This is a genomic window from Xanthomonas arboricola, assembly GCF_002940665.1.
Lineage (GTDB): Bacteria > Pseudomonadota > Gammaproteobacteria > Xanthomonadales > Xanthomonadaceae > Xanthomonas > Xanthomonas arboricola_B.
The window spans coordinates 549,204-562,369 of the sequence record NZ_MIGY01000003.1; the positions used below are offsets into that span (position 1 = coordinate 549,204).

Annotated in this window: 8 protein-coding genes and 1 pseudogene; 4 read left to right on the top strand and 5 right to left on the bottom strand. The window is 67.9% G+C overall.

Annotated features, from left to right (window positions below; all coding sequences use genetic code 11):
* The first annotated feature begins 43 nt into the window (after positions 1–43).
* Positions 44–796, top strand: coding sequence for an SDR family NAD(P)-dependent oxidoreductase (locus XarjCFBP7645_RS15950; RefSeq protein WP_104538300.1), 753 nt, complete (start codon positions 44–46; stop codon positions 794–796).
* An 18-nt stretch (positions 797–814) separates the two neighbouring features.
* Entirely contained in the window at positions 815–1,993 is a 1,179-nt protein-coding gene (locus tag XarjCFBP7645_RS15955; RefSeq protein WP_243848994.1) for an SGNH/GDSL hydrolase family protein, read from the top strand.
* 80 nt (positions 1,994–2,073) lie between these two features.
* Here XarjCFBP7645_RS15955 and XarjCFBP7645_RS15960 read toward each other — a convergent pair whose 3' ends face one another.
* Positions 2,074–2,574: a DUF421 domain-containing protein gene (locus XarjCFBP7645_RS15960; RefSeq protein WP_104538302.1), complete on the bottom strand. Its 501-nt coding sequence runs from the start codon at positions 2,572–2,574 to the stop codon at positions 2,074–2,076.
* Between the two features lie 173 nt (positions 2,575–2,747).
* On the opposite strand from XarjCFBP7645_RS15960, the gene XarjCFBP7645_RS15965 reads away from it, so the two are divergent.
* Positions 2,748–5,030 (top strand): glycoside hydrolase family 3 N-terminal domain-containing protein, encoded by a 2,283-nt coding sequence (locus XarjCFBP7645_RS15965; RefSeq protein ID WP_104538303.1) that lies wholly within the window; start codon positions 2,748–2,750, stop codon positions 5,028–5,030.
* Between the two features lie 489 nt (positions 5,031–5,519).
* Here the strand turns inward: XarjCFBP7645_RS15965 and XarjCFBP7645_RS15970 are convergent.
* Both XarjCFBP7645_RS15970 and XarjCFBP7645_RS15980 read right to left on the bottom strand, forming a co-directional pair.
* Positions 5,520–8,057: pseudogene (locus XarjCFBP7645_RS15970) on the bottom strand (excinuclease ABC subunit A).
* A 517-nt stretch (positions 8,058–8,574) separates the two neighbouring features.
* Entirely contained in the window at positions 8,575–9,213 is a 639-nt protein-coding gene (locus XarjCFBP7645_RS15980) for an HD domain-containing protein (protein WP_104538304.1), read from the bottom strand.
* Between the two features lie 148 nt (positions 9,214–9,361).
* On the opposite strand from XarjCFBP7645_RS15980, the gene XarjCFBP7645_RS15985 reads away from it, so the two are divergent.
* The gene (locus tag XarjCFBP7645_RS15985) at positions 9,362–10,108 is read left to right on the top strand and encodes an EAL domain-containing protein (RefSeq protein WP_047124152.1); all 747 of its coding nucleotides are present in this window, start codon (positions 9,362–9,364) and stop codon (positions 10,106–10,108) included.
* A 133-nt stretch (positions 10,109–10,241) separates the two neighbouring features.
* Here XarjCFBP7645_RS15985 and XarjCFBP7645_RS15990 read toward each other — a convergent pair whose 3' ends face one another.
* Positions 10,242–11,936 carry an FAD-dependent oxidoreductase gene (locus tag XarjCFBP7645_RS15990; RefSeq protein WP_104538305.1) on the bottom strand — a complete coding sequence of 565 codons (1,695 nt, stop codon included), beginning with the start codon at positions 11,934–11,936 and terminating at the stop codon, positions 10,242–10,244.
* Between the two features lie 375 nt (positions 11,937–12,311).
* Complete coding sequence (locus XarjCFBP7645_RS15995) at positions 12,312–12,950, bottom strand: alpha-ketoglutarate-dependent dioxygenase AlkB family protein (RefSeq protein WP_104538306.1); 639 nt, start codon at positions 12,948–12,950, stop codon at positions 12,312–12,314.
* Positions 12,951–13,166 lie beyond the last annotated feature (216 nt).

Sequence of the window (13,166 nt, forward strand, 5' to 3'; positions counted from 1 at the left end):
CGCTGCCTACTCCGCTTTCCCCACACCAACAGGACACACCCGCATGCATTTCCACGACAAGGTCGCCATCGTCACCGGCGGTGGCCGCGATATCGGCCGCGCCATCTCGCTCAAGCTGGCTGCGGCCGGCGCCAAGGTCTGCATCAACTACGCCAACGACGACGCCAGCGCGCGCGATACGCTGGCGCAGCTGCAGGCCGCCGGCGGCCAGGGCATCCTGCACCGCGCCAACGTCACCGATGCCACCGCCGTGGCCGGCATGCTGACCGCCACGCGCACCGCCTTCGGCCAGCACATCGATGTGCTGATCAACGTGGCCGGCGGCATGTTGGCGCGCAAGCCGCTGGCCGACATCGACGAGACCTTCTTCCATCAGGTGATGGACCTCAACCTCAAATCGGTCTACCTGACCACCCAGGCGGTGGCGCCGCATATGCGCGAAGGCGGCGCGATCGTCAATTTCGCCTCGCTTGCCGGGCGCGATGGCGGTGGACCGGGTGCGGCCATCTACGCCACCGCCAAGGCGGCGGTAATGACCTTCTCGCGCGCGATGGCCAAGGAACTGGGCCCGCGCGGCATCCGCGTCAACGCCCTGTGCTGCGGCATGATCTCCACCCGCTTCCACGACGACTTCACCAAGCCGGAAGTGCGCGCCTTCGTCGCCAATGCCACCCCGCTACGACGCGAAGGCCGCCCCGACGAAGCCGCCGATGCGGCGTTGTACCTGGCATCGGATGCGGCCAGCTTCATCAATGGTGCCAACCTGGACGTCAACGGCGGCGTGTTCTTTTCCTGATCGACAAAGGAGTGCTGCATGCGCTGGCGATGGATGATGACTGCGACGCTGAGTGTGGTGCTGGCAGGCCCGGCCATGGCACACCCCGCGCCACGCTGGGTGCCGGCCTGGATCGCCTCGGCGACGCCGGACCGGCTCGACGGCGGCGCCGACACGCCGCTGCAGTTTGCCGATGAAACGGTGCGCCAGGACATGCGCCTGGGCAGTGCGGCAGTGGCCCTGCGCGTGCGCATCAGCAACGAGCTGGGCACCGCACCGCTGACGGTCGCTGCGGGCACGGCGCGTCTGCTCGGCGGCGCCGGGGACGCGCAACCGCTGCGCTTCGAAGGGCGCGCCAGCGTGACCGTGCCGCCCGGCGGCGTGCTGCTCAGCGACCCGGTGCCGCTGCGTGCACCGGCATTGGGCGATGTGGCGGTCAGCCTGTATTTCCCCACACCGGCGCGCCCGGCGGTACGCCGCACGGCGGTGCGGGTTGTCAAGGGCCAGGGAGAGGTACCGGACAGCAACGCGTTGGCGTATCGCCAGAACGTCATCTCGGCCCTTTACGTCCAACCGCCGCATCCACGCCAGACGGTGGTGGTGGCGCTGGGCGATTCGATCACCGAAGGCGCCACCGCCACACGCGGCGCCAATGGCGATTGGCCGGCCCTGCTGGCCAGGCGGCTGGAGCAGCGCTGCCCCGGCAGCGTGGTGGTGCTCAACGCCGGCATCAGCGGCAACAAGCTGCTCGACGTCGGCCGCAGCCCCAGCGCGCTGGCGCGGCTGGATCGCGACGTGCTGGCGCTGCCCGGGGTGGACCGGGTGATCCTGTTCGAAGGCATCAACGACATCCGCCACAGCGGTCCGCCGGATGCAATTGCCGGCCGCAATGCCGCCGACATGGTGCTGGGATATCGCCAGATCGTGGCCCGGCTGCAGCAACACGGCATCGCCGTGATCGGCGCCACGCTGACCCCGTTCGGCAACTCCGACCGCTACGAACCGGTGGCGGCGGCCACACGCCAGACGCTCAACGGGTTCATCCGCGAGGGGCAGGCATTCGATGCGGTGATCGACTTCGACGCCGCGTTGCGCGACCCCGCCAGGCCTGAGTGGTTGCCCGCCGCCCTGACCCGCGACTTCCTGCATCCCAACGATGCCGGTTACCAGCGCATGGCCGAGTCGGTGGACCTGGCGTTGTTCTGCAAGGCCCGCTGAGCCGCCAGTCGGCGCGCATGCGCCAGGCTGGCCGCCACAACGACGCGGCGGCACGTCCCGCGTGCACGCTGGCCTGCGCGCTAGCGTTTTTTCAGGATGCTGATCTCGCCGGAGGTTTCCAGGATCGCCATGTCGATATCGGCATCGTCGCGGCAATCGGCCTTGCGTTTTGCCACCTCGAAATCGGCATAGCTGACGTTGTGGCGAACCAGCTCCTTCCAGTAGATCTCGCCACCGCGCGCCAGCAGCGCAGGGCTGCCCTGAACCCAGGTATCGAGCCGCCGGCTGCGCGCGGTCGCCATGCCCACCAGCCAGTTCAACGCCAGCAGGGTGACGGCCAGGATCATGCCGCCCAGCAACGAAACGTCCTTGCCGATCAACGAGTTCTGCACCGCGGTTCCCAGCAGCACGATGAGCAGCACGTCGAACGGCGTGGACTGGCCCAGCGCGCGTTTGCCGGTCATGCGCGTCAGCAGCAGGACCACGGTATAGACCGCTACCGCACGCAACACGAACTCCCACCATGGCATGCCAAGGTGCATCATTTCGTAGAAGCGCACGCGTGTTTGCACGTCCAGCATCGTGTGTCCTGACCGCCGTTGATTGATGGCGCACGCTAGTGCGGCAACGGTGAAGGCGTTGTGCTGTTGCCATCGTTGCCGAGACGGCCGGCTCGGCATCCATCGTGCACCGCATCACGGCTTTTGCCTGGCGATCCGTTAGCGTCTGGCCTGGACAGACGGGGATGGCGGGCATGGGGACAGGAATCACGCGTCGCGGGTTGCTGCTGGGCACCGCGTCGGCAGCCGTGTTGGCACAGGTGCCGGTGGGGGTTGCGCTGCCGCGCCGTGCGGTCGCGGCGCCCGCCTTTATCGATGCCTTGATCGCACGCATGAGCGTGGAGGAAAAGGCCGGCCAGCTGACGCTGTCCGGTTCGGCGCAGCAGACCGATGCGGCGGCGGCGGCCAACCCGATCAATACCGTGCCCACGGCCGAGGGCCAGCTTGCCGCCGCGCGTGCCGGGCGGGTGGGCGGCATTTTCAACGGCTCCAATGTGCTGTGGCATCAGCAACTGCAGCAGGCCGCGCTGCAGAGCCGGTTGAAGATTCCGCTGCTGTTTGCCGCCGATGTGATCCACGGGTTCACCACGGTGTTTCCGGTGCCGCTGGCAGAAGCTGCCAGCTTCGAGCCGGCGCTGGCGCAACGCACCGCGCGTGCGGCTGCACTGGAGGCCAGTGCGGTCGGCATCGACTGGACCTTCGCGCCGATGGTGGATATCGCACGCGATGCGCGCTGGGGGCGCGGCGTGGAAGGCAGCGGCGAAGACGTGCTGCTCGGCCGGCGTTTTGCGCAGGCACGCGTGCGCGGCTTCCAGGGCGAGGGCCTGGATCATGCCGATGCACTTGCGGCCTGCCCCAAGCATTTCGCTGCCTACGGAGCCGCCGAGGCGGGGCTGGACTACAACACTGTCGACATCTCCGAGCGCAGCCTGCGCGAGGTCTACTTCCCGCCGTTCCAGGCTGCCTTCGATGCCGGCGCGGTGACCACGATGGCGGCCTTCAACGAGATCGCCGGCATCCCTGCCACCGCCAATCGCTGGTTGCTGGGCGAGGTGCTACGCGGCGAGTGGGACTACCGCGGCCTGGTGGTGTCCGACTACACCGGCGATCTGGAACTGATCGGGCACGGGTTTGCCAGCGATGCGCGCGAGGCGACCAGGCTGGCGTTTTTGGCCGGTGTGGACATCAGCATGCAGAGCGGGCTGTACCTGCAGCATCTGCCGGCGCTGGTGGCCGCCGGCGACGTGACGATGGCGCAACTGGATGCCTCGGTACGGCGCGTGCTGCAGTTCAAGGCCGAGCTTGGATTGTTCGACGATCCGTTCCTGCGCATCGTGCCGGCACGCGCACAGGCACGGCAGCGGCGCCCGGACAGCTTGGCACTGGCACGCGAGGCGGCGCGCAAATCCATCGTGCTGCTCAAGAACGATGGCGAGCTGCTGCCACTGAAGACGCAGGGGCAACACATCGCGCTGATCGGGCCGATGGCACGCAACTGGACCGACACCGCCGGCCCATGGACCCTGTTCGGCGGCGACGACAGCGGCAACGACCTGGCCACCGCACTGCGCGCGCGGCTGGGCAACCCGGGCAGCCTGCAGGTGGTGGAAGGCTGCGACTTCGAACATGGCCTGCCCGGCGGCGTGCAGGCGGCCGTCACGGCAGCGGCGTCCGCGGATGTGGCGGTGCTGGCGATCGGCGAGCCGATGCGCTACTCCGGCGAAGCGCAGTCGCGCAGCGAGATCGTCATTCCCGCCGTGCAGCAATCGCTGCTGGCCGCGGTGGCAGCCACCGGCACGCCGGTGGTGGTGGTGCTCAGCAACGGCCGTGCGCTGGTGATCGATGGTCCGGTGCTCAAGGCACCGGCAATCCTGGTCGGCTGGTTCCTGGGCTCGGCATCGGGCGACGCGTTGGCGGACATCCTGTTCGGCGCGCACGGTCCGTCCGGTCGCTTGCCGGTGAGTTTTCCGTATGCATCCGGGCAAGTGCCCTATAGCTATGCGCACAAGCCCAGCGGCCGTGCCGACCCGCGCCCGGATGCCTTGCAGCCGTTCAAGACCCGCTACCGTACCGCGCCCAATGCCGCGTTGTTTCCGTTCGGGCATGGCCTGACCTATGGCCGCATCGAGTACGGCGAGCTGCGCTTGAGCGATGCACGGATGGCGGCGACCGGTAGCTTGCGCATCAGCGCGCGCATCCACAACCGCGGCACGCGCGATGCCGAGGAAGTGGCGCAGTTCTACATCCGCGACCGCAGCGCCAGTATCACCCGCCCGGTGCGCGAGCTGAAGGACTTCCGCAAGCTGGCGGTGCCGGCAGGCGGCAGCGCGGTGGTGGAGTTCGTGCTGCGCCGTGAGGACCTGCTGTTTATCGGCCAGGCATTGAAGCCGACGGTAGAGCCTGGCGTATTCGATGTGTGGGTGGCGCCCTCTGCAGAGGCCGAGGGCGTGTCTGCAAGTTTTGAATTGATGGGCTGAGCGCCAGCCGCCATCGGGATGGCTCAGCGCAGGGGATGGATATGGGGCGTGTCTCGCTCACGCCGACGGCATCGCGCCCAGGTTGGCTCGGGCACATCTACATTGCGCTGACGCTCACGCTCTCGGTCGTCTTGAGAGGGGATTGGACGGTGCGTGTGCCCCGGTGTATAGCGGACGATCTGCGGGTTTTCTGCGGGGCCCTTGCCCGCCCACCATCGCAGGACACGCCGCAAGTACGTCCTTGTAGGCTCTTACGCGGCATCCATGCCGCGTAAGGTCCCGCGACGGTGGACGGGCAAGGGCCAGTGGAGATGGTCGGTGTGCATGTTTGCAAGCAGTGCATGCCGTGCGATGCAGTGCGGTCTGATCGGCGTTCTTCGATGCGCAACTCGCTGCCATGCCGACATCGATTCACTCGTCATCGAAGGCGCGTCTGGGCAACACGTTGACGTCATCGCTACACCCCTCGAAAGGGTTTGTGCGCCACTCTTATTTCCCGCGCAATACCTGCGCCAGGAACGGCGCAGTGCGGCTGCCACGCTGCCGCGCAACCGCATCCGGCGCACCCGCCGCCACGACAGCGCCACCCGCACCGCCCGCGCCCGGCCCCATGTCCAGCACCCAGTCGCTGCTGGCGGCCACGCGCATGTCGTGCTCGACCACGATCACCGTATTGCCGGCCTCCACCAGGCCTTGCAGCTGACGCATCAAGGTATCCACGTCGGCCGGATGCAGGCCGGTGGTCGGCTCGTCCAGCACGTACACGGTATCGCGCCGCTGCGCGCGTTGCAGCTCGGTCGCCAGCTTGATGCGCTGCGCCTCGCCACCGGACAGCTCGGTGGCCGGCTGGCCGAGCCGCAGATAGCCCAGTCCCACTTCGCGCAGTACCTGCAACGGGCGCAGCACGCTGGCGTCGTCGGCAAAGAAGCTGGCGGCCTGGTCCACGGTCATCGCCAGCACCTGCGCGATGTTGTGCCCACGCAGCGCGATCTCCAGGGTCTTGGCGTTGTAGCGCGCGCCGTGGCAGCTGGGGCATGGCGCGTACACGCTGGGCATGAACAGCAATTCCACATGCACCGAGCCCTCGCCCTCGCAGATGGCGCAACGGCCCTTGGCGACATTGAACGAGAACTGCCCCGGGTCGTAGCGGCGGCGGCGTGCGGCCGGTGTGGCCGCGAACAACTTGCGCACCGGATCGAACAGGCCGGTGTAGGTGGCCAAGTTCGAACGTGGCGTGCGGCCGATCGGTTTCTGGTCCACCCGCACCAGGCGGCGCACCTGGTCGAGCCCGCCGACGATCGCCCCACCCAGCGGCACCTGCGTGCCACGCTCCAGCGGGTCCAGCGCTTCGTCTTCCTCTGCCTGGGTTTGTCCAAGATGGGCGGCCAGCAGTTCCACCAGTGCCTGGCTCACCAGCGACGACTTGCCCGAGCCGGACACACCGGTCACGGTGGTGAACACGCCCAGCGGCAGGTCCACATCCAGCTCGCGCACATTGTTGCGGGTAATGCCGCGCAGCTGCAGCCAACCGGTGGCCGCACGCGCGTGGCTGTGCACCTGCGGCGGGGTGCCGAACAGGTAACGGCGCGTGGACGAGGCCTCCACCTGCTCCAGTCCCGCGGGCGGGCCGCTGTACAGCACCTGCCCGCCGTGCACGCCGGCAGCCGGGCCGACGTCGACGATCCAGTCGGCGTGGCGGATCACATCCACCTCGTGTTCGACCACGAACACCGAATTGCCGGCGGCCTTGAGCTGATCCAGCGCGCCCAGCAAGGCCTGCGCATCGGCCGGATGCAGGCCCGCCGATGGCTCGTCCATCACATACACCACGCCGAACAACTGCGAGCGGATCTGCGTGGCCAGCCGCAGCCGTTGCAGCTCGCCCGGCGACAGCGTCGGCGTGCTGCGCTCCAGGCTGAGATAGCCCAGGCCCAGCGCCTGCACCACCTCGATCCGCGCGCGCAGGTCGGCGGCGATGCGTTGCGCGGCGATCGCCTGCTCGGGATGCGTGTCGGCCTGCCTGCGCTTGTCGTTGCGCTTGCCACCGGCACCTTACGAAGCCGGGCGCAGCAGGTCGGCCACCTCATCCAGCGGCCGTCGCGACAGCTCGCCGATGTCCAGCCCGGCGAAGGTCACCGACAGCGCCTCGCGCCGCAGCCGCTTGCCGTCGCACTGCGGGCACTGCGTGCTGATCAGGTACTGCGCCACGCGCTTTTTCATCTGCGCGCTCTGCGTGGTGGCAAAGGTGTGCAGCACATAGCGCCGCGCACTGGTGAAGGTGCCCATGTAGCTGGGCTCCTCCTTGCGGCGCAGCGCGCGCTTGGCCTCGTCCAGGCTGTAGCCGGCGTACACCGGCACCACCGGTTGCTCGTCGGTGTAGAGGATCCAGTCGCGGGTCTTCTTCGGCAGCTTGTGCCACGGCAGGTCGACGTCGTGGCCCAGCGTGGTGAGGATGTCGCGCTGGTTCTGGCCGTGCCAGGCACCGGGCCAGGCAGCAACCGCGCGATCGCGGATGCTCAGCGTGGGATCCAGCACCATGGTCGCCTCGGTCGCATCGTAGATGCGCCCCAGGCCATGGCAGGTGGGGCAGGCACCGGCCGGGGTATTGGGCGAAAAGCCGTCGGCGTAGATGATGTCCTGCCCCGGCGGGTAGCTGCCCGCACGCGAATACAGCATGCGCAGGGAATTGGAGATGGTGGTGACGCTGCCCACCGACGAGCGCGCACTCGGCGCGCCACGCGCCTGCTGCAAGGCCACCGCCGGCGGCAGGCCTTCGATGGAATCCACTTCCGGCACGCCGACCTGGTCGATCAGGCGCCGCGCATACGGCGAGATCGAATCCAGGTAACGCCGCTGCGCTTCGGCAAACACGGTGCCGAACGCCAGCGACGACTTGCCCGAGCCGGACACCCCGGTGAACACCACCAGCGCATCGCGCGGGATGTCCACGTCCACGTTCTTGAGATTGTGCTCGCGTGCCCCGCGCACGCGCACCAGACCGGAGGACGACGAGATTGCGTTGGACATGACCACCAGACCGACGTTAGACACAACTAGGCTAGCGCGGGACGCATGCAGCCGATGTCGTCGTAGCTGCGTTCAGATGCAGTCGAGTGCTTCAGGTCAACAGCCTGGTCGGTCGAGGGCGCGGTGCCCTCACCGCTCGCGGGATATGCCGTAAACCCGTTCGTGGTGGCTCGGTGGCGGCATCCATGCCACCACACGGTCCCGCAAGCGGCAAGGACACAGCACCAGAAAGTGGGTCGGTCGCTTTGTGAAAAGCGGACCATCTCACCGGTTGCATTGGCTTGCTGATGCATGCCGCAACCACATAAGAGTTGAACGCGTTAAAGGCGCCTCTTGCAGTGCTTGCACCCTGCACACCGACCATCCCGACGGGTCCTTGCCCGCCCACCGTCGCGGGACCTTACGCGGCATGGATGCCGCGTAAGCGCCTACAAGGACGTACGTGCGGCGTGTCCTGCGATGGTGGGCGGGCAAGGGCCCCGCAGCCAACTCACAAACCAGCCGCTCTACAACCCGATCACCCCAGCGCGTGCACTGGCACCGGCTGCTCGCCGGTCTCGGCCAGCGCCTGCATGCGCGCCACCACACCACTGAACAGCCGTGCAGTCGCCGCGCCGCGCGTGCGGAAGATCTCCTCAAGCTCGCCGTAGTACCACAGCGTGCCGGCGCGCCCGGCGGTGAACACATTGAAGATATCCTGGCCCACGGCCGGGTTTTGCAGGTCCTGCACGATGGTGCGCGCGTTGTAGAGCTTGTCGCAGCCGGACACCAGCAAGGCACGCTCGGGCGTGTTGCGCAGGTGCTCCAGGTAGGCCAGCTTGCGCTCGCGCCAGTCGCGTTTGCGTGCGCTGGCGGTATTGTCTACCTCGGCCTTGTCTTCGGCAGTGGCATCGGTGCATGCCATCACGATGTCGGCCACCGCATCGCCGAACTGCGCGCGGATCGACGCCTCATGACCGCCGCCGCAATCTTCCACCACATCGTGCAGCAGCCCGGCGATGGCCTGTTCTTCGTCGCCGCCGCATTCCAGCACCAGCGTGGACACGCCCAGCAGATGGCTCAGATACGGAATCTGCGTGCCCTTGCGCACCTGCCCGGCATGGGCGATGCGCGCGTAATCCACGGCCAGGGCGTAACGTTCGGTGAGAGCGGTCATGGGGCATCCGATGCGAGCGATGACGCATTATCGCCGAGCCCCGTGGCGCGCCAGGTGAGGATGGCGCGAGCGCGCGTGTGCAGACTCAATGACGCACTGTTGCGGCCGATATGGCTAGGCTACCCCCACGCCGCACGATTGCTCAGCCATGCCCACGCTCCCCGTTTGCAACGCCTGCCGCGACGGCCAGGACTTTCCCACCGCCATCACCATGGCGTTCCAGCCGATCGTGGACGTGTCCACCCGCAGCGTCTACGCCGGCGAAGCGCTGGTGCGCGGCGTCAACGGCGAATCGGCCGGCAGCATCCTGGCCGCCGTGGATGAGCGCAACCGCTACGCCTTTGACCAGGCCTGCCGCATCAAGGCGATCGAATGTGCCGCGCAGATCGCGCTGCCGGCCTTATTGTCGATCAACTTCATGCCCAATGCGGTCTACAACCCCGAGCACTGCCTGCGCGCCACGCTCTCGGCCACCGCGCAGTACGGCTGGCCGCTGGACGCCATCATCTTCGAGGTCAGCGAACAGGAACACCTGGCCGAGCCGGCGCACCTGCTCGACATCATGCGCACCTACCAGGCGCGCGGCCTGAAGACCGCCATCGACGACTTCGGCGCCGGCTATTCCGGCCTCGGCCTGCTGGCCGACTTCCAGCCGGACCTGCTCAAGCTGGACATCGCCCTGGTGCGCGGCATCGACGCCGACCGCAGCCGCCAGGCCATCGTCCGCCACGCCACCCGCATGTGCGAAGAACTCGGTATCGCCGTCATCGCCGAAGGCATCGAGCACCCCGACGAATACCGCACCCTGCGCGACATGGGCATCCACCTGCAGCAAGGCTATCTGTTCGCCCGCCCACAGATCGGCGTGCTGCCGCAGGTGCACTGGCCGGACTGAGAAGGCGCGTGCGCAAGAAGCAGGCAAACCGCACACTCTTCAGCAGACGCGCAATCGCCCAACACACATAACCCGCACCCGAAGAAATCAAACAGCGCGCAAGCCGCTTTTCCGAATCCCGATTCCCGAATCCCTATTCCCCAGCGCTGGCAAGTTCCGATGCCGGCACCGGGTTGGCCTGGTGTGCCAGGTATTGATGAATCTGCGCGACGACCGCCGCGCCCTCGCCCACTGCCGCGGCCACGCGCTTGACCGAGCCGGCCCGCACATCGCCGATGGCGAACACGCCGGGGCGGTTGGTTTCCAGCGGCAGACAGGCCGGCACGCCATCGCCGCGCGTATTGCCGGTGACGACGAAGCCGCGCGCATCGGTCTCCACGCACTGCTGCAGCCAGCCGGTGTTGGGGTCGGCGCCGACGAACAGGAACAGATGCCGCAACTCCACCCGCGTGGTCTGCCCATCGGCGCGCGTGCGCAACACCGCCGCGTGCAGACCGCGCTCCGGGTCGCCGTCCAGTGCGGCCACTTCGGTGCCGGTATGCAGCTGCACGTTCGGCAGCACGGCGATACGGTCGATCAGATATTGCGACATCGACGCTTCCAGCCCTTCGCCGCGAATGATCAGGTGCAGCTGCTTCACCCGCGGTGCCAGAAACGCCACCGCCTGGCCGGCGGAATTGCCACCGCCCACCAGCGCCACCACGCCGCCCTCGCACAGCCGCGCTTCCACCGGCGAGGCCCAGTACGACACCCCATGGCCTTCGAAACGCTCCAGTCCGTCGATCTCCGGACGCCGGTAACGCGCCCCCGAGGCAACCACCACGGTGCTGGCCAGCAGCTGCTTGCCGTCGGCCAGATCCAGCTTCAGCGCACCATCGTCGCGCCCGCATTCCAGCGTGCCGGCCTCGATCGGAATCGCCAGCTCGGCACCGAACTTCAGTGCCTGGTTGTAGGCGCGCCCGGCCAGCGCCTGGCCGGAAATGCCGGTCGGAAAGCCCAGGTAGTTCTCGATCCGTGCCGAGGCGCCGGCCTGGCCGCCGATGGCGCGCTGGTCCAGCACCAGCACCGACAGGCCTTCGGAGGCCGCATACACCGCCGTCGCCAGGCCGGCCGGGCCGGCGCCGACGATGGCCACGTCGTAGCGCTTGTCCGGGTCGATGTCCGGCGTCATGCCCAGGCAGTGCGCCGCTTCGGCATCGCTGGGCTGGCGCAGCACCCGCCCGCTCGGGCACACCATCACCGGTAGTTCCTGTTCCTGGATGCCGAAGCGCTGCACCAACGCGCGGCCTTCCTCGTCGGAAGCATCGATCACCGTGTTCGGGTAACCGTTGCGGGTGAGAAAGCCCTGCAAACGGGTCAGATGCGGATCGTCCGGCTCGCCGATCAACACCGAGCCCGAGGCATCGCCTTCGATCAAGCCGACGCGGCGCAGGATCAACGCGCGCATCACCACCTCGCCCACTTCGGCCGAGCTGATCATCAGCGCGCGCAGGTGTGCGGTGTCGAACGGCAACGCCAGGCAGCCCTGCGGCCCGGCACGCCCGCCGGCCAGCGACGCGCGCCCGGCCAGCTGGCTGACCTCGCCGGTGAACTGGCCGGGCGTCTGCAAGGTGATCGGCTTTTCGTTGCCCAACCCGTCGCGCCGCACCACTTCGATGGTGCCTTCCAGCACCACCCACACCGGCGCATGCGCATCGCCCACGTCGAAGACGATCTCGCCCGCATCGAAACGCTGCGCCGGCCCGCTGGCAAACCGCCGCGTGATCGCCAATTGGCCCGAGTCCAGCTCGGGAAACATCTGATGGTGGCGGGTATCGGCCAGGGACATGGAATGGCGACGCTAAGGGGGGGAGTACATGCAAGCATGGCCAGCCGTGAGGGTGATGGCAATCACCCGGATACGCCATGCCGGGCGCGACAGAGCGACCATGCGCAAGCGCCGCGCGAGCACACCGGTGCGGCGTGTATGCAGGCATGACGCGTCACGCGCGTGCACGTCGTGCCGTGCGCTCACTGGAAGCGGTCGGCACAATCAACCGCAACCGTACGGGCAGAACGTGGCCGACGTAGCTGCCGCGCTGGCGGCCAAACGAACACGGCCCTGGACCCGCACCTGGTACGCAGCACTCGAACGCTCCGGTTGCTCCTGTTACTGCTGTTGCTCGGTTTACTCCGCTTGCTCCGCAGCATGCACCACGTCTTGTCAGCCACGCTGCGCTTGTACCGGCTCCCAATGCGGCCCGTGCTGGCCGGCGGCCATGCGCTCGGCCGGGCGCACGCGGAACACCACGCTGATGCGCTCGCCCACCGCACGTGCGGTCTTGGCGATGCCGTGCTCGTGGCTCAGTTGCGAGGCATGGCTCATCGCCAGCAGGCTGCCGGGCGCCAGCTCCACACCGATCGCACGCGCGCTACCGTCCTTTGCGCGCAGCTGCATCCGCCGCGTCGCGCCCAGCGACACCAAGGCGATCGGATACGGCGCCTGCAGCGTCTGCAGCTTGTCGTGATGCATCGCCACACTGTCGCGGCCATCGCGATACAGATTCAGGCCCACGGCGTTGTACGGCGCTGGCAATACGGCCTGCACGGCATCGAGCAGCGCCTGCAGCGGCAGCGCGGGCGGCAGCGGCGTATCCAGCCGATACGAGGCCAGCAGGCGCGGCACCTCCACCACACGGTCGTACATCTCGCGGCGCTGGCTGTGCCAGTCGGTGGCCTGGCGCAACGCGGCAAAGCACTGCTGCGCCACGGCAGGCGCCAGCAGCTGCGGCCAATAGCGCACGCCGCCTTGCGTATCGTGCAGCAGCTGCACGGGCGCGGTGGGAGTATCGAACAGATCCATCCCGGTGATATGCGGGCGGTTTGCGCGATTTCAGCAGCCTGCCGTTGCGATCTCCCGCAGACGAAGCGCTACGTTCGCACGCTCTCTCGCAGCTGCTGGCATTGCGCTCGTTCCGTGTAGAAAGGCGACCGATCTGTGCACCCGCTGTCTCCTGCGCGCAACACCGGCAAACTCTCAAAGACAGGCGTACGCATCACCGCCGCCCGCCGCGCACCG

What these genes read in the sequence shown, in the direction of transcription:
- XarjCFBP7645_RS15950 (WP_104538300.1), top strand. Translation starts at nt 44, where the DNA reads ATGCATTTCCACGACAAGGTCGCCATCGTCACCGGCGGTGGCCGCGAT.
- XarjCFBP7645_RS15955 (WP_243848994.1), top strand. Translation starts at nt 815, where the DNA reads ATGCGCTGGCGATGGATGATGACTGCGACGCTGAGTGTGGTGCTGGCA.
- XarjCFBP7645_RS15960 (WP_104538302.1), bottom strand. Translation starts at nt 2,574, where the DNA reads ATGCTGGACGTGCAAACACGCGTGCGCTTCTACGAAATGATGCACCTT.
- XarjCFBP7645_RS15965 (WP_104538303.1), top strand. Translation starts at nt 2,748, where the DNA reads ATGGGGACAGGAATCACGCGTCGCGGGTTGCTGCTGGGCACCGCGTCG.
- XarjCFBP7645_RS15980 (WP_104538304.1), bottom strand. Translation starts at nt 9,213, where the DNA reads ATGACCGCTCTCACCGAACGTTACGCCCTGGCCGTGGATTACGCGCGC.
- XarjCFBP7645_RS15985 (WP_047124152.1), top strand. Translation starts at nt 9,362, where the DNA reads ATGCCCACGCTCCCCGTTTGCAACGCCTGCCGCGACGGCCAGGACTTT.
- XarjCFBP7645_RS15990 (WP_104538305.1), bottom strand. Translation starts at nt 11,936, where the DNA reads ATGTCCCTGGCCGATACCCGCCACCATCAGATGTTTCCCGAGCTGGAC.
- XarjCFBP7645_RS15995 (WP_104538306.1), bottom strand. Translation starts at nt 12,950, where the DNA reads ATGGATCTGTTCGATACTCCCACCGCGCCCGTGCAGCTGCTGCACGAT.